This window comes from Roseateles sp. T103, assembly GCF_057219915.1.
Genome location: NZ_JBXVVS010000001.1, coordinates 166043 through 190097, shown reverse-complemented (window position 1 = coordinate 190097; position 24055 = coordinate 166043). Strand labels below are relative to the sequence as shown.

Annotated in this window: 17 protein-coding genes and 1 pseudogene; 4 read left to right on the top strand and 14 right to left on the bottom strand. The window is 69.3% G+C overall.

Translation table 11 applies throughout. The annotated features are described in order from the left end of the window. Window positions 1-62: 62 nt before the first annotated feature. The gene (locus tag AC2EBS_RS00840; protein ID WP_484726493.1) at window positions 63-1754 is read left to right on the top strand and encodes a GGDEF domain-containing protein; all 1692 of its coding nucleotides are present in this window, start codon (window positions 63-65) and stop codon (window positions 1752-1754) included. Between the two features lie 15 nt (window positions 1755-1769). Here AC2EBS_RS00840 and AC2EBS_RS00835 read toward each other — a convergent pair whose 3' ends face one another. The 7 genes from AC2EBS_RS00835 to hutC form a co-directional block, all read right to left on the bottom strand. Next, the gene (locus tag AC2EBS_RS00835; protein WP_484726492.1) at window positions 1770-3326 is read right to left on the bottom strand and encodes a methyl-accepting chemotaxis protein; all 1557 of its coding nucleotides are present in this window, start codon (window positions 3324-3326) and stop codon (window positions 1770-1772) included. Window positions 3327-3648: 322 nt separating this feature from the next. Then, window positions 3649-5205: a methyl-accepting chemotaxis protein gene (locus tag AC2EBS_RS00830; protein WP_484726491.1), complete on the bottom strand. Its 1557-nt coding sequence runs from the start codon at window positions 5203-5205 to the stop codon at window positions 3649-3651. A gap of 105 nt (window positions 5206-5310) precedes the next feature. After that, window positions 5311-6690, bottom strand: coding sequence for a formimidoylglutamate deiminase (locus AC2EBS_RS00825; RefSeq protein WP_484726490.1), 1380 nt, complete (start codon window positions 6688-6690; stop codon window positions 5311-5313). Next, window positions 6687-7496, bottom strand: a complete 810-nt coding sequence (hutG, locus tag AC2EBS_RS00820) for an N-formylglutamate deformylase (protein WP_484726489.1) — start codon at window positions 7494-7496, stop codon at window positions 6687-6689. The genes AC2EBS_RS00825 and hutG overlap by 4 nt, the downstream gene beginning before the upstream one ends. Then, window positions 7493-8743 carry an imidazolonepropionase gene (gene hutI / locus AC2EBS_RS00815; RefSeq protein ID WP_484727534.1) on the bottom strand — a complete coding sequence of 417 codons (1251 nt, stop codon included), beginning with the start codon at window positions 8741-8743 and terminating at the stop codon, window positions 7493-7495. Before hutI ends, hutG begins: the two co-directional genes overlap by 4 nt. A 5-nt stretch (window positions 8744-8748) precedes the next feature. Then, window positions 8749-9306 carry a HutD/Ves family protein gene (locus tag AC2EBS_RS00810; protein ID WP_484726488.1) on the bottom strand — a complete coding sequence of 186 codons (558 nt, stop codon included), beginning with the start codon at window positions 9304-9306 and terminating at the stop codon, window positions 8749-8751. Next, a complete protein-coding gene (hutC, locus tag AC2EBS_RS00805; protein WP_484726487.1) occupies window positions 9303-10061 on the bottom strand; it encodes a histidine utilization repressor in 759 nt (252 codons plus the stop codon). The genes AC2EBS_RS00810 and hutC overlap by 4 nt, the downstream gene beginning before the upstream one ends. A gap of 77 nt (window positions 10062-10138) precedes the next feature. Between hutC and hutU the strand changes: the two genes are divergently transcribed. The 3 genes from hutU to AC2EBS_RS00790 all read left to right on the top strand — a co-directional run bounded on the left by hutU (window position 10139) and on the right by AC2EBS_RS00790 (window position 14549). Next, window positions 10139-11821, top strand: coding sequence for a urocanate hydratase (hutU, locus tag AC2EBS_RS00800; protein WP_484726486.1), 1683 nt, complete (start codon window positions 10139-10141; stop codon window positions 11819-11821). 4 nt (window positions 11822-11825) lie between these two features. Continuing rightward, window positions 11826-13373 (top strand): histidine ammonia-lyase, encoded by a 1548-nt coding sequence (gene hutH, locus AC2EBS_RS00795; RefSeq protein ID WP_484726485.1) that lies wholly within the window; start codon window positions 11826-11828, stop codon window positions 13371-13373. A gap of 66 nt (window positions 13374-13439) precedes the next feature. Then, complete coding sequence (locus AC2EBS_RS00790; RefSeq protein ID WP_484726484.1) at window positions 13440-14549, top strand: ABC transporter substrate-binding protein; 1110 nt, start codon at window positions 13440-13442, stop codon at window positions 14547-14549. An 18-nt stretch (window positions 14550-14567) separates the two neighbouring features. Here AC2EBS_RS00790 and AC2EBS_RS00785 read toward each other — a convergent pair. The 7 genes and pseudogenes from AC2EBS_RS00785 to clsB form a co-directional block, all read right to left on the bottom strand. Then, window positions 14568-15602 (bottom strand): annotated as a pseudogene (locus AC2EBS_RS00785) (sulfotransferase); the annotation flags it as partial. Between the two features lie 87 nt (window positions 15603-15689). After that, window positions 15690-16391 (bottom strand): adenylyl-sulfate kinase, encoded by a 702-nt coding sequence (cysC, locus tag AC2EBS_RS00780; RefSeq protein ID WP_484726483.1) that lies wholly within the window; start codon window positions 16389-16391, stop codon window positions 15690-15692. A 23-nt stretch (window positions 16392-16414) separates the two neighbouring features. Then, window positions 16415-17995 (bottom strand): methyl-accepting chemotaxis protein, encoded by a 1581-nt coding sequence (locus tag AC2EBS_RS00775; protein WP_484726482.1) that lies wholly within the window; start codon window positions 17993-17995, stop codon window positions 16415-16417. A 268-nt stretch (window positions 17996-18263) separates the two neighbouring features. Beyond that, window positions 18264-19466, bottom strand: a complete 1203-nt coding sequence (locus tag AC2EBS_RS00770) for an efflux RND transporter periplasmic adaptor subunit (RefSeq protein ID WP_484726481.1) — start codon at window positions 19464-19466, stop codon at window positions 18264-18266. Between the two features lie 29 nt (window positions 19467-19495). Continuing rightward, the gene (locus AC2EBS_RS00765) at window positions 19496-21889 is read right to left on the bottom strand and encodes an ABC transporter permease (RefSeq protein WP_484726480.1); all 2394 of its coding nucleotides are present in this window, start codon (window positions 21887-21889) and stop codon (window positions 19496-19498) included. A gap of 58 nt (window positions 21890-21947) precedes the next feature. Then, complete coding sequence (locus AC2EBS_RS00760; RefSeq protein WP_484726479.1) at window positions 21948-22673, bottom strand: ABC transporter ATP-binding protein; 726 nt, start codon at window positions 22671-22673, stop codon at window positions 21948-21950. Window positions 22674-22741: 68 nt separating this feature from the next. After that, window positions 22742-24043, bottom strand: a complete 1302-nt coding sequence (gene clsB / locus AC2EBS_RS00755; RefSeq protein ID WP_484726478.1) for a cardiolipin synthase ClsB — start codon at window positions 24041-24043, stop codon at window positions 22742-22744. Between the last annotated feature and the right edge of the window lie 12 nt (window positions 24044-24055).

Sequence of the window (24055 nt, the reverse complement as noted above, 5' to 3'; positions counted from 1 at the left end):
GACGGCGCTGCCGGCGGGACCGATGCTGCGCACAGCCTCTTGTCCACGCAGCCTCACCGAAGATGATGAGCAGCAGCACCGCCATCAGCCCGCAGGATTTCGACCGTCTGGTCGCGCAAGCCGCTACGGACTCCGCCGCCGGCCGCTACCAGCAAGCCCTGCAAGCACTCGAGCTGGCTCTGGCGCACTGCCCGCCTCAGCACCGCGGCATGCAATCGCGCTTGCTGGCCAGCCAGGCCCGCCTGCACGGCCGCCTCGGCCGGCTGCAGGACAGCGTGCGCAGCGCCAGCGAAGCCGTCGCGCTGGCCGAGGAACTGAGCGACGACGGTGCGCTGGCCGAGGCGCTGACGGCCCTGACCTTCGTCTACTCGCAATTGCTGATGGGGCGCGAGGCCATGGCCTGCGGCCTGCGCGCGCTGGCCGCAGCCAGACGCTGCCGCGACCCGCTGCGCGAGGCATGGGCGCTGGCACGCATCGCCAACGCCTACGCCAGCCTGGAGAACCCGCGCCAGGCCTGCGAGACGACGCAGCAGGCGCTGGAAATCGCCGCAGCCCTGCATGACGAGGAACTGGACCTGACCTGCCTGAACAACCTGGCCTACTTCCAGCTCCAGCTGCTCGAGGAAGCCACGCGCCAGGGCGACCTGGCCACCGCCGCGCAGGCGCGCAGCGCCTCGCTGCAGCTGGCCGAGCGCGCCACAGCGATCGCGCGCCGCCAGAACAACCAGTTCCGCACTGCGATCGCGATCTCCAATCTCTGCGAGGCCCGCCTCGCCGATGGCGAGCACGACGACACGCTGGCGCTGATCGACGAGTACCAGACCCTGGCCGTGCGCAACGGCTATCTGAGCCTGGAGCTGCAGGCGCTGTGCCAGCGCGCGCATCTGCAGCGTCAGCATGGCGAGCGGGACGCCGCGCTGCAGGCCCTGCAGACTCTGCTGGACGGACGCGCCGACCAGCTCGCGCCGCCGCAGCGGCGCCGGGTGATGCGTGCACTCTACGAGACGCACAAGGACTGCGGCCAGTACCGCGAGGCGCTGCACGCGCTGGAGGCTCTTGTCGCGATGGAGCGCCAGCTCAGCCAGGACATGCTGGCGCTGCAGACCGAGGTGCTGATGATCCGCCGCGAGGTCGAGAACGCTCACCGGCGCGCCGAGCATGCGCTGGCCGACGCCCAGCGCGAGCGCGAGCGGGCCAGCGAGCTGGAACGCGAGCAGCAGCGTCTGCGCGACGAGGCTGCCGCCTGGGGCCGCGCCGCACATGAGGATGTGCTCACCGGCCTGCACAACCGCCGCCACGCCGAGTCAGCCCTGGTGCTGCTGGTCGAGACGGCGCGCCAGAGCGGCCGCAGCCTGATCGTGGCCCTGCTCGACGTGGACCACTTCAAGGCCATCAACGACGAGTTCGGCCATGCGCTGGGTGATCAGGTGCTGCAGCAGCTGGCGCGCATCCTGCGCGACAGCCTGCGCGGCGCCGACCTGCTGGCCCGCGTGGGCGGCGAGGAGTTCCAGATCGCCATGCTCGGCCTCAGCGCCGTGCAGGCTCAGGCCGTATGCGAGCGCCTGCGCCGTCAGGTGCAGGGCTGGCGCTGGAGCAGCCTCGCTGCGGGCCTACAGGTCAGCGTGAGCCTGGGCATCGCCGCGGCCGAGCCGGGCGACAAGCAGACCTTCGATGCCCGCCAGCTGCAGGAGCGCGCCGATCGCGCGCTCTACCGCGCCAAGCGCGGCGGGCGCAACCGGGTCGAGCCGGGCTGAGCCACGCGACGCCGCTCAGCGCAGCCGGAATACCGCCACCGCCTCGGCCAGCTGCTCGGCCTGCTGCTGCAGGCTTTGCGCAGCCGCAGCGGACTCTTCGACCAACGCGGCGTTCTGCTGCGTCATCGTGTCCAGCGATGCGATCGCCTGGCTGATCTGGCCGATGCCGCTGCGCTGTTCGGCGCTGGCGCTGCTGATCTCGCCGACGATGCCGTTGACGCGCTCGATCGCCGCGACGATGGATTGCATCGTGTGTCCGGCACGCTCCACCAGGGCGGCGCCGCTGTCCACGCTCTCGGTGCTGCTGACGATCAGGCCCTTGATCTCCTTGGCGGCATCGGCGCTGCGCTGGGCCAGCGCACGCACCTCGGATGCCACCACGGCGAAGCCGCGCCCCTGCTCGCCGGCACGCGCCGCCTCCACCGCCGCGTTCAGCGCCAGGATGTTGGTCTGGAAGGCGATACCGTCGATCACGCCGATGATCTCGGAGATCTTGTGCGAGGAATGACTGATGCGGCCCATGGTCTGCACCACCTCGCCGACCTCGCTGCCGCCGCGGCGCGCCACCTCTGCGGCCTCCCGGGCCAGTTGACTGGCCTGCTGCGCAGCGTCGGCTTTGTGGGTGACGCTGGCGGTGAGCTCTTCCATCGCCGAAGCGGTCTCCTCCAGGCTGGACGCGGTGTGCTCGGTGCGCTGGCTCAGGTCCTGACTGCCGGCGGCCACCTCGCGCGAGGCCGTGGTGATGCTGTCCGTGGATTGGCGCACCCGGCTCACGACCGCATGCAACTCATCCTGCAGACCGGCGATGCCGCGCATCACTGCGGCCGTCTCGTCCTGACCGACCACATGCACCGTCTGGCTGAGGTCATGCTGGGCGATGCGCGCCGACTGCGCCAAGGCCTCGCCCAAGGGTGCGAGCACGGTGCGGATCACCGCCATGGTGTAGGCGCCTATCACCGCCAACACCGCCAGCATCCCTAGACCCAGCGCCCAGCGTAGGCGCTGCTCCTCCTGCGCCAGCTCGGCACTGCGTGCCGCACCCTGCTGCTCGATCAGCTTGTTCATCTCGGCCAGTTTCCGGTCGATCTCGCGCACCGGCTGCTTGATCGGCTCGGTCGCGTAGTTGGCCGCGCTGGCGTCCGAGTACGAGCCCTTCACCAACTCGGCATGGATGTTCTGCAGACCGCTGCGATAGCTCTGCAGCGATTGCAGCATGCTCGGCACCGCCTGCTTGATCTCGTCGGCGATCTCTAGCTGCTCCAACGACTTCAGCCCGGCGAGCACCTCCTCGTAGCTGGCGTCCCACTGCTTCTTGTAGCGAGCCACCGCATCGGTAGCGATCAGATTGAGGAACATGTCCTTCTCGTAGCGACGCATATTGCCGACGCCGCCGCGGATCTCGGCCAGCCTGGCGAGGGAGGCGACCTCGTTCGCGGCGTAGTGCTCGAACTGGGCGCGCGCACTGGCCAGGCCCAAGAGCCCGGCACCGCCGACCAGCACCAATGCCAAAGCCGATGCAGCCGCCAGCAGGTACAGCCGCGTCCGGATCGAAAGACTGCGCAGGTTCATCATGCGAGGGAAACTCCTTGTGCATCACCGTGCACGAAGCACATTGCCCGGGCCGCAGCCCAGGCGCCAGCCTCCCTGCAGGCCAGTCGATCTGTCTTCTTGTTGCGGCGAAGCCTAGCAGGGTCGGCGCGCGCCAGTCACACGAGTTGACTGGGGCCGCGACAAACTGCGCACGAACGCCGACCTCGAGCCCAAGCCACCCAGACTGCGGCAGCGCTTGCCGGCGCCGAGTGCCTGGTTTATCGGCTGAAAAGCACCGAAGCTAAAGGCCGGGGCGAGCAACGCCACTGCCCGGCAGGCCGGGCAGAGCGCATCCGCGTCGAACTCAGCTGAGGCGGAACACGGCCACCGTCTGCGCGAGCTGCTCGGCCTGCAGTTGCAGGCTCTGTGCCGCGGCGGCGCTCTGCTCGACCAGCGCAGCGTTCTGCTGCGTCATCGAATCCAGCGACGCGATCGCCTGGCTGATCTGCCCGATGCCGCTGCGCTGTTCGGCGCTGGCGCTGCTGATCTCGCTGACGATGCCGTTGACGCGCTCGATCGCCGCGACGATGGACTGCATCGTGTGCCCGGCACGCTCCACCAGCGCGGCGCCGTTGTCCACGTTCTGCGTGCTGCCGGCGATCAGGGACTTGATCTCTCTGGCTGCATCGGCGCTGCGCTGGGCCAGCGCACGCACCTCGGACGCCACCACCGCAAAGCCGCGCCCCTGCTCGCCGGCGCGCGCCGCCTCGACCGCAGCATTGAGGGCAAGGATGTTGGTCTGGAAGGCGATGCCGTCGATCACGCCGATGATGTCCGCGATCTTGCTCGATGACTGGCTGATGCGACCCATGGTCTGCACCACCTCGCCGACTTCGGAGCCGCCGCGGCGCGCCACCTCGGCAGCCTCCCGGGCCAGCTGGCTGGCCTGCCGTGCCGCGTCGGCGTTATGGCCGACGCTGGCCGTCAGCTGCTCCATCGCAGACGCGGTCTCCTCGAGATTGGACGCAGCCTGCTCGGTGCGCAGGCTCAGGTCCTGGCTGCCAGTCGCCACCTCCTTGGAAGCGGTGGCGATGCCGTCGGTCGCACCACGCACGCCGGAGACCACGTCGCGCAGCGCAGCCTGCATCTCGTCAACGCTGCGCATCATCGCGGCCGTCTCGTCGGCGCCCTCGGTCGGGATGCGCCGGCTCAGGTCGCGCTGGGCGATCTGCCGGGCGCTCTCCACCGCTTCGCCCAGCGGCCTGAGGATGGAGCGGAGATTGAACGCCGTGAACGCCAGGATGAATACGATGCTCAAGAGCATCACCGAGCCCAGCGACCAGCGGATGGCCCGCTCCTCGGCGGCCAGGCGCGCGATCTCCTTGTCCGAGTGCTCGTCGATCAGCTTGGTCATCTCGCCGAGCTGCTTGTCCAGCTCGCGCACCGGCCCCTTGATCGGCTCGGTGGCCTTGTTGGCGGTGGCGGTGTCGGCGAACTCGGCCTTAAGCACGCGCGCATGGATGCCCTGGATGCCGCTGCGGTAGGCCTGCAAGGCGAGCACCATCTCTGCGGGCATCTTCTGGACGGCCGGCGCAATGTCCAGCTTCGCGATGACGCCCAGTCCCTGGACCACCTTCTCGTAGGTCGACTCCCAGTCCCGCATATAGCGTTCGACCAGCTTGGCATCGTCCAGGTTGATCAGCAGGTCCTTCTCGAAGCGGCGCAGATTGCCCACCCCTGCCCGGACGTCGCCCAGTTTCGCAAGCGCCTGGACATCGTGGTCCGAGTAGTGCGCAAACTGCTCGCGCGCCTGCGCCAGGCTCCACAGGCCATAGCCCCCGATCAGCAGCAGCATCAGCACTGCCATGCCAGCCAGCGCGAACAGACGCGCACGAATCGTGAAGCGACGCAAATCCAGCATAAGCCTCCCCAAACATCAGCAAGCTGTTGGACTTGGAGTCAGGCTAGCTGGAAATGACGTGACTGCAAAGCGGGCGCGCGGCGCCGCGCGTCACGCCAACTGGGGTCAGTCCTTGCCGTGCAACTGTTGCATCGTGGCGGCGAAGGCGGCGCGGCCACGCTCGAGGTCGGCATCGCCGCCAAGCCGGCACAGCCCGGACACGAACACTCTGGCGACGGCACTGGCCTGCGTGGCGAACACCAGACCATCCAGCAGCGCCGCTTCCCGCAGGCCCAGCAAGCCGGGCACGTCCTGGTCCAGCACCAGGAAGTCCGCACGCGCGCCGACCTGCAACCCCCAGCAGGACAGTCCTGCCGGCGCAGCAGATCCGGCGCGGCAGGCCTCGAGCAGCCTCGCGGCGCTGGAGGGCTGCGACGCCGGCGCAGCGGCCACATTGCGCTGATGCAGTCGCAGGCGCTGCCCGTACTCCAGCCAGCGCAGCTCCTCGGGCCAGCTGCGCGTCACCTGGCTGTCCGAGCCCACGGTCATCGGCACGCCGGCGGCCAGCCAGCGCGGCAGATCGCACAGACCATCGCCCAGATTGGCCTCGGTGCCCGGGCAGATCACGATGCCGGCACCGGACGCTGCCACCGCATCGATCTCGGCCGGCGTGGCATGCGTGGCATGAACCAGCTGCCAGCGCGCGTCGGGCACAAAAGAGGTGCAGAGCTGCTCGATCGGCCGGCGGCCGGTGGCGGCCAGGCAGTCGTCGACTTCGCGCTGCTGCTCTGCGATGTGGATGTGGATCGGCACATCGGCATCGCCAACCAGGGCCTGCAGCGCGCGGATGTCGTCCTCGTGCGCAGCACGCAGCGAATGCAGCGCCACGCCGGCGTTGATGCCGGGCAGACGCGCCGCATTGATGCGCTGCGCCGCCTGCCAGACCCAGCGCGCATCCGTGGCGAAGCGGCGCTGCTCGGCACGCAGGCCGCGCTGCGCAAAGCCAGCATGCGCGTAGAGCACCGGCAGCAGGGTCAGCCCCATGCCCACCTCGGTCGCCGCGTCGGCCAGCGCCCAGGCCATCGCCAGCTCGTCCTCGTAGGGTCGGCCGTCGACGTCGTGATGCAGGTAGTGGAACTCGCAGACCTGGGTGTAGCCGCCCTGCAGCAGCTCCAGGTAGAGCTGGCGCGCGATGGTCTTGAGCTGCTCCGGCGTGATGCGCAACGCCACGCCGTACATGCGCTCGCGCCAGGACCAGAAATCGTCCGCCTCGCTGTCGCGCCGCTCGGCCAGGCCGGCGAAAGCACGCTGGAAGGCGTGGCTGTGCGCGTTGACCAGGCTGGGCAGCACCGGCCCCGCCAGACGCTCCGCAGCCGGCGGGCATACGCTGCCGGGCGAGACCCGAGCCCAATGGCCTGCCGCGTCAACCTCCAGCAGCACGTCGCGCTGCCAGCGGCCGTCCACCCAGGCCAGATCGGCAAAGAAGACCTGCGCAGCGCCGCTCATGCCACCGGCTTCCAGTCGAGCATGGCCTGCAGCAGCCGCGTCAGCAGCGGCCGGATCGCCGCCGCCCGCGTCTCGTCGAAGGCCCAGGGCGCACCCTCCTGCTGCAGATAGCAGCGCCAGCACATCTCCAGCTGCACCGCGTGCCAGCCCTGCGCCGGCTGGCCGTAATGGCGGGTGATGAAGCCGCCCTTGAAGCGCCCGTTGACCACCTGCGTGTAGTCGCCTTGCGCGGCCAGGATCTCGCCCAGCCGCGCGGTGATCGCCGCGTCGCAGCTGCGGCCCTCCACCGTGCCCAGGTTCAGGTCGGGCAGGCGGCCTTCGAACAGCCAGGGCAGCTCGGAGCGGATGCTGTGCGCATCGAAGAGCAGCGCATGGCCGTGCAGGCCCTTGAGCCGGTTCAACTCGGCGGTGAGCGCGCGGTGATACGGCAGCCAGTACCGCTGCAGGCGGCGCTGCTGCTCGCCCGCGTCGGGCGCCTGGCCGTCGCGATAGAGCGGCTCGCCGCTGAAGAAGCGTGTCGGGCACAGCTCGGTATTGGACGCGCCGGGATACATGGGCGTGTCCTCGGGCGGGCGGTTCAGGTCGATCAGGTAGCGCGAGTAGCGCGGAACGATCAGGCTGGCGCCCAGCGCCTCGGCAATCGGCGCATACAGCGGCTCCAGATGCCAGTCGGTGTCCTCCACCTGCAGCGCGCGCGGTTGATAGCGCTCGCGCTGATCCTCGGGGATCAGCGTGCCCACATGGGGCATGCTGATCAAGAGCGGCGTGCGCCCCTGGCGCAGCGTGAAGACGGATGCAGTAGTCATGAGCAATCCAAAGCTGTTTGATGCACGACGCCGCCGACCACGCGCTGGCGCAAGGGCCGCGCGCCGATCAGATAGGCCAGCTCGCGCGGATGCCCCACGTCCCAGACGCAGAAGTCGGCACGCAGCCCCGCGGCGAGCCGGCCGCGATCGGCCAGGCCCAGCGCACGCGCCGCGTTGACGGTCATGCCGCGCAGCGCCTCCTCGGGCGTCAGGCGGAACAGCGTGCAGGCCAGGTTCAGCACCAGCAGCGGCGACAGCAGCGGCGAGCTGCCCGGGTTGTGGTCGGTGGACAGCGCGATGGCCACGCCGGCATCGCGCAACGCCTGCAGCGGCGGCAATTGGGTCTCGCGCAGGCAGTAGAAGGCGCCGGGCAGCAGCACCGCCACGGTGCCGGCGCGCGCCAGCGCGGCAACGCCTGCGTCACTCAGGTATTCAAGGTGATCGCAGGACAGCGCGCCGAACTCGCAGGCCAGCTGCGTGCCGCCCTGGTCGCTGAGCTGCTCGGCATGCAGCTTGACCGGCAGGGCCTGGCGCCGCGCTGCGTCGAAGACGCGCCGCGTCTGTGCCGGTGTGAAGGCGATGCGTTCGCAGAAGGCGTCGACCGCGTCGACCAGGCCCATGCCCTGCAGCTCGGCCATCCAGTCGCAGACCGCGGCGATGTAGTCGTCGGCACGGCCTTCGTACTCGGGCGGCAGCGCATGGGCGCCGAGGTAGCTGGTCTTCACCGTCAGCCCGCTCACTTCAGCCAGCCGGCGCGCCACGCGCAGCTGCTTGGCCTCGTCGATCAGCGTCAGGCCGTAGCCGGACTTCACTTCCAGCGTGCAGACACCCTCGGCCATCAGCGCACGCGCGCGGCGCAGCGCGGCGCGCAGCAGCGCGTCCTCGTCGGCCTCGCGCGTCGCCGCCACGGTGGAGCGGATGCCGCCGCCGGCGCGGGCGATCTGCTCGTAGCTGGCGCCTTGCAGGCGCAGCTCGAACTCCTGCGCGCGGTCGCCCCCGTAGACCAGATGGGTGTGGCAGTCGATCAGGCCCGGCGTCACCAGCGCACCGCGCAAATCGTGCCGATGCGGCGTGCCGGCAAGCAGCTCCGGCGAGAGCTCGGCGGCCTCGCCCACCCAGAGGATGGTCTCACCCTCGCTGAGCAGCGCGCCATGCTCGATCAGGCCCCAGGGCTGGGCGCCGTCCAGCGTGGCGATGCGGGCGTTGTGCCACAGCACGCGCCGCGGCGATGTCACGTTGATCGCCATGTTGGTCAAGCGCCCTGCTGCGGTTTCCACCAGCGCAGCCACCAGGCCGGACCGTGGCCGGTGAACTGCAGCGCCTGCTCGGCAGGCTGCTCGCACCAGGCCAGACCGAGCGATGGAAGCGCCATCGCGCGGCCGCCGTGCAGCAGCTCGCCGCCGCCGACGCTGAACAGCGCGACAAAGTCCGCGCCCTCCGGCTGCACCGAGCGCTGTGCGCTGCGCAGGTCAGCACGGCCCTGGCCGCGCCTGTGCATCAAGTTGAAGTCGCGCGTCGCGCCGCCAAGCAGCCGGCAATGCGGTGCCAGCGCGCCGTCGAAGGGCCAGGGTGCGTCGCCGGGATGCAGCGGCTGTCCGGCCAGCGAGATGCCGCCGCCTTCCAGCACCGCGATCCAACGCTGCACGCCGGGAAAGGCCGAGAACGGCCCGTCGCGCTCGATGTCGGCCACCGAGAAGCGCAGCACCCAGTCGCTGGCATGCGGCCAGGCCAGCAGCTCGCGCGTCCAGCCGCCATCGTTCTTCCAGCGCTGCGGCACGACGTCCGCCGCGGCAATCGAAGTCCAGCTCATGCTTGGAAACTCCCCTGAAGCAGGTAGCGAGAGCCCGGATGGGTCAGGCGCACCGAGGTTACCGCGACGCCGCGGCTAAAGGTGATGCGCTTGACCACCAGGCAGGGCTCGCGACGGCCTATGCCCAGGAGCTTGGCCTCGATCTCATCGGGCAGCAAGGCCTCGATCGTGTAGCGCGCCTCGGACAGCGGCGCCACCTCGAGCAGATGCTGCGTCGGCGTACTGGCGGCGAAATCCAGCTGCAGATAGTCCGCCGCGCAGGCCGGATTGACCAGGCGGTCTTCGCATTGAATGGGCTGGCCGTTCTCCAGATGCACGATCAGGCTGTGGAACAGCGTCGCGCCGGCCTTCAGGCCGAAATCGGACGCCTGCGCGGCGCTGGCACGGATCTTCTCCAGCACATGCACCCGCGCCTCATGCGCATGCCCGCGGGCGAGGATCTCCTCGTGCACGTCGCGCACCGTCAGCGTGGACGAAATCTTGTGCAACTGCGCGACGAAGGTGCCCACGCCCTGCAGCCGCTCGATCAGCCCTTCCTGCAGCAGCTCGCGCAGCGCGCGGTTCACCGTCATGCGGCTGACGGCGAACTGCTGCGTCAGCTCGGCCTCCGACGGAAGCAGGTCGCCCGGCACCCAGCGGCCGGCGGCGATGCCCTCGCGCAGGTGGTTCTTCACCTTCAGGTACTGCGGCTCGGGCGCACCGACCGTGCCGCTGCTGTTGCCCGCCGGCTTTGCCAATGTCTTGCTCGTGGCCATGGCGGCGATCGTAGTTGACTTTACTTGTATAGACAACTAGAGTCCGCGCCATCGAACACCGACCGGAGCACTCCACCATGACTGCCCAAGCCCGCACCGTGCGCGCGCCCACCGGCACGCAGCTGTACTGCAAGAACTGGCTCACCGAGGCCGCCTACCGCATGCTGCAGAACAACCTCGACCCGGCGGTGGCCGAGAACCCGGACGCGCTGGTCGTCTATGGCGGCATCGGCAAGGCGGCGCGCGACTGGGACTGCTTCGAGACCATCCTCGCGACGCTGAAGGACCTGAACGAGGACGAGACGCTGCTGATCCAGAGCGGCAAGCCGGTCGGCGTGTTCCGCACCCATGCCGACGCGCCGCGCGTGCTGCTGGCCAATAGCAATCTGGTGCCGCACTGGGCGACCTGGGATCACTTCAACGAGCTCGATCGCAAGGGCCTGATGATGTACGGCCAGATGACCGCCGGCAGCTGGATCTACATCGGCAGCCAGGGCATCGTGCAGGGCACTTACGAGACCTTCGCCGAGGCTGCACGTCAACACTACGGCGGCTCGCTCAAGGGCAAATGGATCCTCACCGCCGGCCTCGGCGGCATGGGCGGCGCGCAGCCGCTGGCGGCGACCTTCGCCGGCGCGACCTCCCTCACCATCGAATGCCAGCAGTCGCGCATCGATTTCCGCCTGAAGACCCGCTATGTGGACGAGCAGGCCGCCGACCTGGACGACGCGCTGGCGCGCATCGCCCGCTACACGGCCGAGGGCAAGGCGCGCTCGATCGCGCTGCTGGGCAATGCGGCGCGCATCCTGCCGGCGCTGGCCGAGCGCTGCAAGCAGGGCAGCGCGATCAAGCCCGACCTGGTCACCGACCAGACTTCGGCTCACGACCTGATCAACGGCTATCTGCCGGTTGGCTGGAGCGTCGAGCGGTGGAAGGCCGCTGCCGCCGACCCGGCCCAGCATGCCGAGCTGAAAGCCGCCGCCGCCAAGAGCGCGGCCGAGCATGTGAAGGCGATGCTGCTGTTCCAGGCCATGGGCGTGCCGACGGTGGACTACGGCAACAACATCCGCCAGGTTGCCTTCGAGCAAGGCGTCAAGAACGCCTTCGACTTCCCCGGCTTCGTGCCCGCCTATGTGCGCCCGCAGTTCTGCGAGGGCCGCGGCCCCTTCCGCTGGGTGGCGCTGTCCGGCGACCCGGAGGACATCTACAAGACCGACGCCAAGATCAAGGAGCTCTTCCCCGACGAGGCCCGCGTGCACCGCTGGCTGGACATGGCGGCCGAGCGCATTGCCTTCCAGGGCCTGCCGGCGCGCATCTGCTGGCTGGGCCTGGGCCAGCGCCATCTGGCCGGCCTGGCCTTCAACGAGATGGTCCGCAAGGGCGAACTGAAGGCACCGATCGTGATCGGCCGCGACCACCTGGACAGCGGCTCGGTGGCCAGCCCGAATCGCGAGACCGAGGCGATGAAGGATGGCTCGGACGCCGTCTCCGACTGGCCGCTGCTCAATGCGCTCTTGAACACCGCCGGCGGCGCCACCTGGGTGAGCCTGCATCATGGCGGCGGTGTGGGCATGGGCTTCAGCCAGCACAGCGGCGTGGTGATCGTCTGCGACGGCACGGATGCGGCAGCCAAGCGGATAGCCCGCGTGCTTTGGAACGATCCCGCCACCGGTGTGATGCGCCATGCCGATGCCGGCTATGAGATTGCGCAACAGTGTGCCCAAGACCGCGGCTTGAACCTGCCCATGCTCAAGGACTGACCCCATGACCCGTCTGGAAATCACCCCCGGCCAGCTGTCGCTGGAGCAGCTGCGCGCGATTCGCACCGGTGGCGTGCGCCTCGTGCTGGCCGACGGCAGCGCGGAACAGATCCGCCGCAGCGCCGCACTGGTGCAGGCCGCCGCCGCCGGCGACGCGCCGGTCTATGGCGTCAACACCGGCTTCGGCAAGCTTGCCTCCACGCGCATCGGCAAGGAAGACCTGGCCACGCTGCAGCGCAACCTGATCCGCTCGCACTGCGTGGGCGTGGGCGCGCCGCTGTCGCCCGCGGTGGTGCGGCTGATGCTCGCCACCAAGGCAGCCTCGCTGGCGCGCGGCTATTCGGGCGTGCGCGAGGCGGTGGTGCAGAGCCTGCTCGATGTCTTCAACGCCGGCCTCGTGCCCTATGTGCCCAGCCAGGGCTCGGTGGGCGCGTCGGGTGATCTGGCACCGCTTTCGCACATGACGCTGGCGCTGACCGGTGAAGGCGAGATGCTGGTTGACGGCCAGCGCCGCCCTGCCCTGCCCGAACTGCAGCGCGCCGGCATCGCGCCACTGGTGCTGCAGGCCAAGGAAGGCCTGGCGCTGATCAACGGCACGCAGACCTCCACCGCACTGGCGCTGGATGCGCTGCTGCGCTTCGAGCAGGTGTTCGCGTCGGCCGTCGTCTCCGGCGCGCTGTCGCTTGACGCGGCTCGTGGCAGCGACGGGCCCTTCGACCCGCGCATCCACGAGGTGCGCGGCCAGCCGGGCCAGATCGAGACCGCGCGAGCCTACCGCGAGCTGCTGGCCGGCAGCGCGATCCGCGCCTCGCACCGCGAGGGCGACGAGCGCGTGCAGGACCCCTACTGCCTGCGCTGCCAGCCGCAGGTGATGGGCGCCTGCCTGGACCACGCGCGCCACTGCGCCACGGTGCTGCTGCGCGAGGCCAATGCGGTGACTGACAACCCGCTGGTCTTTGCAGACCCAGATGGCAGCGGAACGATGGTCAGCGGCGGCAACTTCCACGCCGAGCCGGTGGCGCTGGCAGCCGATGCGCTGGCCTGCGCGATCGCCGAAGTCGGTGCAATCGCCGAGCGGCGCATCGCGATGCTGATCGATACCGGCGTATCGCGCCTGCCGCCCTTCCTGACCCAGAACGCCGGCCTGAACTCGGGCTTCATGATCGCCCATGTCACCGCCGCGGCGCTGGCCAGCGAGAACAAGAGCCTGGCGCATCCGGCCAGCGTGGACAGCCTGCCGACCAGCGCGAACCAGGAGGACCATGTCTCGATGGCCACCTTCGCCGCGCGGCGCCTGGGTGCGATGCTGGACAACACCGCGCACATCATCGGCATCGAGCTGCTCGCCGCAGCGCAAGGCATCGAGTTCCTGCGCCCGCTGAAGAGTTCCGCAGCGCTGGAAGAGGTGCATGCGCTGCTGCGCCAGGACTGCCCGGCAATGCCCGAGGACCATTACCTCGCGCCCAGCATCGAGCGCGCCACCGCGCTGGTGGACAGCGGCGCGCTCGCCCGCCTGCTGCAGCGCGAGGCCAGCCTGGTGGTGCTGGCCTGAACGCCAGATCACCAACCAAGCCCTCGCATCAGCGCGGGACACGGGCTCACGCCACAATGGCGGCCAATGACTGGGCCTGCGCTGATTTCAAACCTGCTTCGCCACGCCACCGTTGCCGCGCTGCTGCTGTGCTGCAGCAGCTGGGCGCTGGCGCAACGCGTGGCCTTCATCAACCCTGGCCGCTCGGACGAGACCTTCTGGCTGACCGCCAGCCAGGCCATGCAGGCCGCGGCGACGAGCCTGCAGATGCAGCTGGAGGTGCTGTACGCCGAACGTGACCCCGAGCGCGCGCTGCAGCTGGCGCGCGAGATCGCCGCGCGTCCGGCAGCGCAGCGCCCCGACTACGTGGTGCTGGTCAATGAGAAGCTGACGCTGGTGGCCAATGCGCAGACGCTGGGGGCCGCCGGCATCAAGACCTTCGCCGCCTTCAGCGCCCTGCTGCCACAGGAGCGCCGCAGCCGCGCGCCGCGCGAGGGCCTGCCGCTGCTGCTCGGCAGCCTCGAGCCCGATGCCCACCAGGCCGGCTACCTGACGGCGCGCACCTTGATCGCCCAGGGGCGCCGCATGCGCCCGGCGGGCCAGCCGCTGCAGCTGCTGGTATTCGCCGGCGACCGCTCCACGCCCACCTCCATCCAGCGCAACGAAGGCATGCGCAGCGCCATCGCCGAACAGCGTGACGTCGAGCTGATGGAGACCGTGTTCGCCGACTGGCGCCGCGATCTTGCCGCTGAGCAGGCGCAGCAGCTGTTGCAGCGGCATCCGCAAAGCCAGCTGGTCTGGGCCGGCAGCGACCAGATGGCCTTCGGCGCGATGCAGGCTGCCGAGCAGCAGGGCCGCAAGCCCGGCCGCGATCTGCTGTTCTCGGCCATCAACACCTCGCCCGAGGCGATGCAGGCGGTCATCGACGGACGGCTCGCCGCGCTGGCCGGCGGCCACTTCATGGCCGGAGCCTGGGCCATGGTGATGCTGTACGACTACCACCATGGCCACGATTTCGCCGCCGAGGGGCTGGAGCAGTCGCGCCCAATGTTCCTGCTCTTCGGCAAGGCCGAGGCTCGGCGCTACCTGGCGCGCTTCGGCACGGCGATGCCGCGGCTGGACTTCCGCCCGTTCAGCAAGCGGCTGAACCCGCAGCTGCGGCGCTACGACTTCAGCTTGGGCGCGCTGTTGCGCTGAGGGCGGCACTGATCAGCTGCGCTGCAAGCGTGCCTTGAGGTCGGCCAGGTAGTCGGCACGGTAGCGGCGCAGCACGTAGTCCTGGTAGTTGCGCTGCTGCAGCGCCGCCCAGGCTTCGCGCCGGCTCTGCTCAGAGCGCTCGCGGCACTGCGCCAGCAAGGCCTCGTCAAGCGCCGGCGCCTTCGCCGGCGTCATCAGCTCGTAGCCATAGCGGCGCATCCAGTCCTGCGTCAGCGTCTCTATCGCCTCGATGTCCTCGATCGCGAGCTGGGTCTTGAACTTGTCCTTGTTCGCCGGAATCGGCGGGAAGGCGTTCGATTCCCACAGCGCCGACATCTTGGCGATCTGCTGCGCCTCGCTGGAGCGCGAGACATCGAGCATCTCGGGCAGGAAGGCGATGCCGAAGAAGGCGCAGATCTTGCGCAGCGTGGCTTCCTGCTCGGAGACGAAGTCCTCGTAGCGTATCGTCAGCACGCGCTCCGGATGGCGCTGCATCAGCGCCTGCGCGCGCTCGTGAGCCTTCACCCAGGTCAGCGCGTTCAGCCGGCTGTCGAAGTCGTGGATGATGGCGCGGTTCATCGACGAGACCTGCGCGCGCGGGTCGCGCACCACGTTGAAGAAGAGCATGTCGGGGAAGAGCTGCAGCAGCTCCTCGCCCCAGGCCACCGAGTCCAGCGACTTGTCCATCACGATGGACGCGCCCTGGCGCTCGCCCGCGCGCAGCAGCAGTTCCCAGACCACGCGGTGCACGCTGCGCGGCTGCTCCGCAATGGCGTTGAACACCTCGACCGGATCGAACACGATGTCGGGCCACTTCACCATGCTCGCCGTCTGCAGGCCGATGACGTCGACGACGAGCTGGAAATAGCGCTTGTCGTCGCTGAGGTCGCCGTACAGCGGCAGCAGCGGCATGAAGTCGACGATGTGCAGCGGATAGGGCGAATAGAAGGCCGGGTTGAAGTTCAGCCGCAGGCGCAGCGCGTGGCTGCCGCAGCGGCGCAGCGGAATCATCAGCACCGGGCGTGGCCGGGACTGCTGGTTGGCGTTCATCATCTTGTTGCTTCTCCCTGTGGCGCCTGGGCGCAGCTGGCATGGCACCGCCGGTCCCAGGCCCGGCGGCGTATCCGGCCGGGTTGCGGCTCAGCCGAGGCCGCCGCGCTGCTGCAGCAGTTCGAGCAGGGCCTGTACCGACTCATCGATGCCCAGGCACTGGGTGTCGATCTGCAGATCGGGCGCCGGCGGTACCTCGTAGGGTGCGGAGATGCCGGTAAAGCGCGGCAGGCTGCCAGACCGGGCCCGGGCATAGAGCCCCTTGGGGTCGCGCGTCTCGCAGACGGCCAGACCGGTGCTGACGTGGATCTCGACGAAGCGCTCGGCGCCGACGATCGCGCGCGCCATCTCGCGGTCATGCCGCAAGGGCGAGATCAGCGCGCCAACGACGATCAGGCCGGCATCGTTCATCAGCCTTGCCACCTCGGCAGTGCGCCGGATGTTCTCGCTGCGCTCCGCGTCGCTGAAGCCCAGATCGCGGTTGAGATGGTGGCGCAGATTGTCGCCATCCAGCACATAGCAGGGATGGTCGAGCTCGAACAGCCGCTGCTCCAGCGCATAGGCGATCGAAGACTTGCCGGCACCGCTGAGACCGGTCATCCACAGCGTCAGCGCCCGTTGCCGGAAAGCGCACTCACGCCTCTCGACCGGCACATGGCCGACATGACGGCATATCTGCCCGGCCACCACCGAACCCTGCAGCTGGGCGGACGGGCTGGCCTCCGAGGCCAGCTTGGCGGAGTTGCTCACGGTCTTCTCCCTGATCGTGCGCCCATCACGAGGGCGCTGCACGGCCGGCGGTGCCGCCCGGCTGCTCAGTGCTGCACGACGGGAATGCGAAACACCGCCACCGCCGCGCTGAGCCGTTCGGCCTGCAGGCGCAGGCTCTCGGCCGCTGCAGCCGTCTCCTCGACCAGTGCGGCGTTCTGCTGGGTCGCCTGATCCAGTTGGTTCACCGCGGTATTGATCTGGTCAACGCCACTGCTTTGCTCGGAACTGGAGCGGGTAATGTCGGTGATCAGCTCGCTGACCTTGCGTACCTGATCGACCACCTCCTGGATCGTGTGGCCCGCGCTGTTGACCTGATGCGTGCCGGTTTCGACCTTTTCCACGCTGTCATTGATCAGGCTGCTGATCTCCTTGGCCGCCTGTGCCGCGCGCTGCGCCAGGGAGCGCACTTCGCCGGCCACGACCGCAAAGCCGCGGCCCTGCTCGCCCGCACGGGCCGCCTCGACGGCGGCATTCAGCGCCAGGATGTTGGTCTGGAAGGCGATGCCGTCGATCACCGAGGTGATGTCGGCGATCTTGCGGCTGGCGTCCTGGATGCGGCTCATCGTCTGCACCACCTGCGAGACAGCCTCGCCGCCACGCGCAGCCACCTCGGAGGCCTTGGTCGACAGATCGCTGGCGGCACGCGCATTGTCGGAGTTCGAACGCACCGCGCCGGTCATCTCGTGCATCGATGCAGCCGTCTGCTGGAGGCTGGCCGCCTGCTGCTCGGTGCGCGAGGACAGATCGCTATTGCCCTGGGCGATCTGGGCCGAGGCCGTGGCAATGGCATCGGTGCCCACGCGCACCGACTGCACCATCTGCGAGAGATTGCCGGACATCTTGTCCAGCGAGTTGAGCAGATCGCCGAGTTCGTCGCGGGCCTCGCTGTGCAGCTGCTGGGTCAGATCGCCGGCTGCCACGGCCTGCGTGACCCGCAGGGCCTCGGCCAAGGGTCGGGTGATCGAGCGGGTGATCGCCACCGCCGCCAGCACACCGATCAGCAAGGCCACCGCCGTGATGCCGCCCAAGGTCCAGAGCACCGCCCGGTAGGTCTGGCGGCCGCGCGCTGTCACTGCAGCGGCGACAGCGTCGTTGTGGCTCTGCCATTCGTTCTTGGCCTTGATCAGCGCCAGGTTGATGACCCGCGCATCGCCAAGCACCAGATTGCGCGCCGCGTCGGCCTGACTCGGATCGGCCAGCCGCAAGCGGTTGAGTTCAAGCACCTTCTGGTGGGACAGGCGCCAGGCCTGCAGCTTCTCCTTGGCCGCCGCCCAGAGCTCGCGATCCTTGTCGTCATAGAACATGCGTTGCTGTTCGTAGGCATCGATCGCCTTCTGCGCCGCCTCAACTTCCTTGGCGTAGCGCGCCTCCACCTTCTTGATCTCTTCCGCATCGGCGAGCGTGATCAGCAGAAAGGTCGTGCGGCGGGCGTCCGACGCGCCTTCGTAGAACTCGGCGATGGTCTTCATCGACGGCAGCACGTTGCCCGAGTAGTACTCGGTGTTGCCTTGCAGCCGGCCCGCCTGGCCCAGCGCGGTGGCCGCCATCAGCAGCAGCAGCCCCACGAGCACGGCGAAAGCCATGCCAAGCCGGGTGCCGATCTTCACATTCGACAGTGCTTTCATCTCTCACTCCCTGAGCGTTGCGAGGTCATCCTCTTTTGCAGCGATCATGAAGCAAGAAGGCGCGGAAATAAATGGTCATGTCGCTCAAGTCGAACGCAATTCGTGATCGCTTACCCGATCATTGAGCGGCCAACGTTTGTGCACTCGTACGCGATGCGGACAAGCGATACGAGTCACGAACCCGAAGGGTTAGGGCACCCCCATTGGGGCGAGATCCGTCGCAGCGGCGCAGCGCACGCCGCCAACTCGTTAGCGATTACTAGACCATTCAGCGCGCCTTGATGCGCGCACCGTCGACCAGCCCTTGAGGCGGGTAGATGACGACCTTGGCACCGGCATCCAGGCCCTTGGCGATCCACGCGTCGCTGCTGTTGCGCGCCTCGACCTGCACCTCGCTCAGGCGCGCACGACCTGCATCGACGCGGAAGACCGCATGCCGTCCCGGCTCGCCCCCAGGCATGGGGAAGACCGCGCTGACCGGCACCAACAGCGCGCCATCCTGCTGACGCGTCAGCACGCGCACCACGACGCGGTAGCCATCGCCCAGTCCGCGGCGCTGCTCCGGCGGGCTGGCGAGCGCGATCTGCACCTTGACGCGCTGCTCCTCGACGCCCAGTGCCGAAACCTTGGTGAACGCGCCCGGCTCGACGCGCTCCACCTGGCCTTGCAGCACGCCGGGTCCGCCCCAGCGCTCGATGCGCACCGGCTGGCCGGGCTTCAGCTGCAGCGCGTCGGTACTGAGCAGCTCGGCCACCACTTCAAGCCGGCCCACGTCGCCCAGCTCCAGCAGCGGGGCGCCCAGGCCCACCATCGCTTCGCTGGGCTGCTGCACGCGCAGCACCTGGCCAGCCACGGGGGCACGCAGCTCGAAGGGGCGCACAGTACCCTGCCCCGCTGCGCCGAAAGCGCCCAACGCAGCACGGGCCTGCTGCAGCTCATACCGGACGATCTGGGCCTCGGCCTGCGCGCTGCGCTGCTCCTGCTGGGCGGCCTGCAGCGCCAGCCGCGCATCGTCGCGGCTGGAGGCGGCGACGAAGCCCTGCTTGGCCAGCGCCTCGGCGCGTTCGAGATTCTTCTGCGCCTGCGCCACCGCGATCTCGGCCGCGGCCAAGCGCGCCGCGGCGCGAGCTTGCGCAGCCTGGGCCGCCTGCTCACGTGCGCTGAGCTCGGCCTGGCTGCGCGCATCGAGCAGCGGCGACAACGTCGGCTCGATGCGACCGATCACGTCACCGGCCTTCACCGCGTCGCCCTCCTCCAGCGTGGGCCGCAGCCAGCGGCCCGCCAGCGGTGCAGACACCTGATAGCGCGCGATCACACGGGTCTTGCCGTCTTCCTCGATGCCGGACTCGAAGTGGCCCGTCCGGGCCTCGCCCAGCTCCACCAGCGTGGGCCGCGGTGCAAAGGCCCAAGCCAGCAGCACCGCCAGCACCACGACGCCGCCGGCAGCCATCCATTTCGTCTTCGCTTGCATTGCGTCCTGCCTTCCCTCTTCGTTCCTTGTCATTCGCGCGTCTTCAGCGCGGCCACCATATCGAGCTTGTCGATGCGCCGGCGCACCACCAGCGCGCTGGCCACGCCGGCGGCCAGCACCGCCAGCGCCGCCCAGGCATAGGTGCGCGGCAGTATCACCACCGGGAACAGGAACTGGTCGGTCTTGAGCATGCCGACCAGTGTGTGCGTCAGTCCCCAGCCCAAGAGCATGCCCAGCGGCAGCGCCACAGCGATGACGATGGCCATCTCGCCCAGCAGCAGCGCCGAGACCTCGGCCCGGGTAAAGCCCAGCACGCGCAGCGAGGCCAGCTCCCAGCTGCGCTCGGCCAACGCGATGCGCGCGTTGTTGTAGACCACCCCGACCGCGATGACGCTGGCGAACATGGTCAGGATGGTGCTCATGATGCGCACATTGCGCGCGCTGATCTCCTGCATATTGCGCAGCAGCGTGGCCTTGCTGAAGCTGCCCACCACCTGCGGCCTTTCCTTCAGCTCGCGCAGCAGCTCGGTCTCTCGTCCGCGCTCGACGATCAGCGAGAACTGCGAGGCCACATCACCCTCGCCGAGCAGGCGGTTCAGCGCGCGGCGCTCGATGTAGGCGTTCAGGCCCATCATCTCGCGCACCGTCGCCTCCAGCGGCAGGTTCAGCGTGCGCACGCGGCCCTCGAGCAGCTCCACCTGCACCAGATCGCCCACGCGCAGGCCCAGCTTGTCGGCCAGGCGGTCGGTCATCACCAGGCCGGTCTCGCTGGGCAGGCTGGGATGCCCGTCGACATCGATGATGCGCCGCGCCTGCGGCACGGCGGCAAAGCCCTGCAGCGCGCCGCGCTCGCTGCGCGAGCCGTTGATGAACCTGACCCGCACGTCGCGCCCGGATTCGACCTGCAGCACGCCGGACAGACGCGCCAGCTCCAGCCGCGCGCTCTCGGTGCCGGCTTCGGCACGCCAGACGATCACGTCCGAGCGCATGCTGACGTTGAACTGCGTGTCGACGATGTAGTCGATCGCGTCGCGAAAGAAATTGCCCATCACGACGATGGCCACCGCCATCGCCACGCCCGCCACTGCCAGCGCAGTGCGCCAGGGTCGGCGCTCCATCTGGCGCAGGATCATGCGCAGCGGCACGCTGGAGCGCACCAGCGGCAGTTTCTCCGCCGCCGACGCGCGGTAGCGCCCCGGCGCCGCAGGGCGCATGGCCTCGGCCGGCGCCAGCCGCACCGTCGCACCGATCGCGTTGAGGGTGCCGGCCACCGCCATCACCGCTGTCACCGCAGCGCTGCCGAGGATCAGGCCCGGCTCCAGCACATGCACGAAGGACAGGAAGCGGAAGAACTCGGCATACAGCCCGGTCAGCAGGATGCCCAGGCTCTTGCCCAGCGCAATGCCCATCACGATGCCCAAGGCGACGATCACCAGCACCAGCTTCAGGTAGTGCACGGCGATGCTGCGGTTCGGATAGCCCAGCGCCTTCAAGGCCGCGATCTGCTCGCGCTGCGTGGAGACCAGGCGCGAGACGACGACGTTGAGCAGGAAAGCCGCGACACCGAGGAAGATCACCGGCAGCAGCGTGCCGAGCACGCGCTGCTCCTTGATCTCGTTGTCCAGCATCGCATGCGAGGTCTGGTCCTCGCGGCCGTAGGCCTCGCGGCCGCCGTAAGGCTTGAGCACCTCGCCCAGCCGCACGATCGTCGCCGCCTCCGAGGCGCCGGGCGCCAGCTTGATGGCGACCTGGTTGAAGGCGCCGCGCATGTCGTAGGCGCCGGCCAGTTGCTCGCGGTCCAGCCACAGCACGCCGAAGCCGCGCATGTCCGGCATGCCCATCAGGCCGGCGAAGATGAACTCCGGCGACAAGGCCCAGCCGACCACCTCCAGTTCGCGCTGCCGGCCATTGATCAAGGCCTTCAGCCGCGAACCGGGCACGAGGCCGCGCGCTTCGGCGAAGGCGGACGAGAGCAGCACCTCGATCGGCGCATTGCCGGCGGCGGCTCCGCCATCGGCGCCGCCTGCCCCACCATTGCGCAGGGCCCGGCCGCGCGAGACGAAGACACGGTTCATGCGCGACTCGTGACGCAGATCCAGCCCGATCAGCTGGCCCAGCACCGGGTCGTCGACGCCCTCGAGCTCGAGCCGCACGATCTGCTCCAGCCGCGTCTGCACGTCGGCGACGCCGGGCACTTCGCGCAGCCGCTCCTCCAGTGCCAGCGGCGCACGCTTGACGCTGGCGAACACGTCGGCAAAGCGACCTTGCGCATAGAAGGCGTCGCGGGCCAGCGCCAGCGAGTCCACCGCCGACAGCGTGGTCAGGAAACCGCCCATGCCGCAGGCCACCACCAAGGCGATGGTCAGCGCCTGGCTCCACATCAGGCGCAGGTCGCGCAGCAGCTTGCGGTCCAGGGCCTTCACTGACGGCTCCTCGACGGGCGCCGGGCACAGAGCGAAGCAAGCGTGGGGGCCAACATCGCTACCAGCTCAGCTCGGACGGCGAGAGCTTGCGCGTGTTGCGCTCCACGCTCTGGATGCGGCCGTCGCTGAGGTGGATGACGCGATCGGCCATGCCGGCGATCGCCGCGTTGTGGGTGATCACCACCGCGGTGGTGCCCAGCTCCTTGTTGATGCGCGCGATCACCTCCAGCACCAGCTTGCCGGTCACATAGTCCAGCGCGCCGGTCGGCTCGTCGCACAGCAGCAGATCCGGCCGCTTGACGATGGCGCGCGCGATGGCCACGCGCTGCTGCTCGCCGCCCGAGAGCTGGGCCGGGAAATGGTCCGCCCGCGGCAGCAGGCCCACCATGCCGATGGCCTCGTCCACCGGCATCGGATTGCTGGTGATGTCGGTGACCAGCGCGACGTTCTCGCGCACGGTCAGGCTGGGGATGAGGTTGTAGAACTGGAACACAAAGCCCACATGCTCGCGCCGGTAGCGCGTCAATTCGGCCTCGCTGGCGCCGGTGAGCTGGTGGTCGTGGAAGCGCAGCTCGCCGCTGCTGGGCACGTCCAGCCCGCCGAGGATGTTCAGCAGCGTGGACTTGCCGCTGCCCGAGGCGCCGAGCAGCACGATGAACTCGCCGCGCATGACCTCCAGGTCGATGCCGCGCAAGGCGTGCACCGCCGTTTCCCCCTCGCCATAGACCTTGCTGAGCTGCCGTGCCAGGAACACCGGCAGCTCGGCTGCGTTCTTCTCGTCCATGGCGACAGCTTCGCCGCTCTAGGCGGGCTGGACATTGACAGACGTCAATTGATGCAGTGCATCACCGGTCAGTAGCGGCCGGCCGCCCCGGCCACGCGCAGATAGACATAGGCCACCCAGGCCACCAGCGCGCGGGCGACGATGCCCTTGAAGCCGCCGACGCGCCGACGGTCCACCTCGGTCGAGACGCGGATCGCCGCCTCGCACTCGGCGGTGACGGCACGAGCGAAGGCCTCGTCCTGCACCACGACATTGGCTTCGAGGTTCAGCAGCAGCGAGATCGGGTCGATGTTGGAGCTGCCCACCGTGGCCCACTGCTCGTCCACCACCGCCACCTTGGCGTGCAGATAGGCCGGCGTGTACTCGTAGATGCGCACGCCATGCCCGGCCAGTTCGGCGTACAGCGCCTGCGCCGCCAGCCCGGCGATGCGGTAGTCCACCTTGCCCTGCAGCAGCAGGCGCACGCGCACGCCGCGCCGTGCCGCGTCGCGCAGCGCGCGGCGGAAGGCCTGGCCCGGATAGAAGTAGGGCGTGATCAGGTCCACCCGGCGCTGGGCCGCACGGATCGCCTCGATGTAGGCGCGCTCGATGGTGCGGCGCTGGCGCAGGTTGTCGCGCAGCACGAAGGCGGCGTAGACCGGGGTCAGGTCTTGCGCTTCGATGCCGGCAGCGCCGCCGCGGTCGCGCCAGCGGCTGCCACCGGGCATGCGCAGCCGGCGCACCAGACGGCGCAGGCGGGCGAAGGGCTCGGGGCTGCGCACCAGGGCGAGCAGTTCCTCGCCGAAGTCGCGGCCCAGCCAGGCGCGCGTCCACACCGCGCGCGCTGCCTGCGCGATCGGCTCCACCACCGGTCCGCGCAGGCCCACCGCGTAGTCCAGCCGCGGGCTGTCGATGACGCCGATGTTGAGATCCATGCGGTCGTCGATGATGTTGATGCCGCCGACAAAGGCCTGCTCGGCATCGACCACGCAGAGCTTCTGGTGCAGGCGGCGCAGCTGCCCGGGCTGCAGCCAGCGCCACCAGCGGTCGATCGGGCGGAACACCGCCAGCGCGACGCGCGAGCCTTCGAGCTGCTGCTGCAGCCAGCCCAGGCTGGCGCGCGAGCCGAAGCCGTCGACGACCACGCGCACGCGCACGCCACGCGCGGCTGCCACGCGCAGCGCGGCCACGGTCGCGGCGCCGGCGGCGTCGTTGTGAAAGATGTAGGTCGCCAGCCAGATCTCGTGGCGCGCGTGGCGCATCGCCTCGATCTGCGCCGGAAAGAGTTCGTCGCCGCCGCGCAGCAGCCGCACCTCGTTGCCGCCGCTGAACTCCGGCAGCGGCACGGTGTGCCAGGACAACAGCGGATCGATCTCTGCCGCTGTGGTCATTTCCGCACCCCA

What these genes read in the sequence shown, in the direction of transcription:
- AC2EBS_RS00790 (WP_484726484.1), top strand. Translation starts at nt 13,440, where the DNA reads ATGACTGGGCCTGCGCTGATTTCAAACCTGCTTCGCCACGCCACCGTT.
- AC2EBS_RS00760 (WP_484726479.1), bottom strand. Translation starts at nt 22,673, where the DNA reads ATGGACGAGAAGAACGCAGCCGAGCTGCCGGTGTTCCTGGCACGGCAG.
- AC2EBS_RS00810 (WP_484726488.1), bottom strand. Translation starts at nt 9,306, where the DNA reads ATGAGCTGGACTTCGATTGCCGCGGCGGACGTCGTGCCGCAGCGCTGG.
- clsB (WP_484726478.1), bottom strand. Translation starts at nt 24,043, where the DNA reads ATGACCACAGCGGCAGAGATCGATCCGCTGTTGTCCTGGCACACCGTG.
- hutI (WP_484727534.1), bottom strand. Translation starts at nt 8,743, where the DNA reads ATGGCGATCAACGTGACATCGCCGCGGCGCGTGCTGTGGCACAACGCC.
- hutH (WP_484726485.1), top strand. Translation starts at nt 11,826, where the DNA reads ATGACCCGTCTGGAAATCACCCCCGGCCAGCTGTCGCTGGAGCAGCTG.
- AC2EBS_RS00825 (WP_484726490.1), bottom strand. Translation starts at nt 6,690, where the DNA reads ATGAGCGGCGCTGCGCAGGTCTTCTTTGCCGATCTGGCCTGGGTGGAC.
- hutG (WP_484726489.1), bottom strand. Translation starts at nt 7,496, where the DNA reads ATGACTACTGCATCCGTCTTCACGCTGCGCCAGGGGCGCACGCCGCTC.
- AC2EBS_RS00835 (WP_484726492.1), bottom strand. Translation starts at nt 3,326, where the DNA reads ATGATGAACCTGCGCAGTCTTTCGATCCGGACGCGGCTGTACCTGCTG.
- AC2EBS_RS00770 (WP_484726481.1), bottom strand. Translation starts at nt 19,466, where the DNA reads ATGCAAGCGAAGACGAAATGGATGGCTGCCGGCGGCGTCGTGGTGCTG.
- AC2EBS_RS00830 (WP_484726491.1), bottom strand. Translation starts at nt 5,205, where the DNA reads ATGCTGGATTTGCGTCGCTTCACGATTCGTGCGCGTCTGTTCGCGCTG.
- hutU (WP_484726486.1), top strand. Translation starts at nt 10,139, where the DNA reads ATGACTGCCCAAGCCCGCACCGTGCGCGCGCCCACCGGCACGCAGCTG.
- AC2EBS_RS00775 (WP_484726482.1), bottom strand. Translation starts at nt 17,995, where the DNA reads ATGAAAGCACTGTCGAATGTGAAGATCGGCACCCGGCTTGGCATGGCT.
- hutC (WP_484726487.1), bottom strand. Translation starts at nt 10,061, where the DNA reads ATGGCCACGAGCAAGACATTGGCAAAGCCGGCGGGCAACAGCAGCGGC.
- AC2EBS_RS00840 (WP_484726493.1), top strand. Translation starts at nt 63, where the DNA reads ATGATGAGCAGCAGCACCGCCATCAGCCCGCAGGATTTCGACCGTCTG.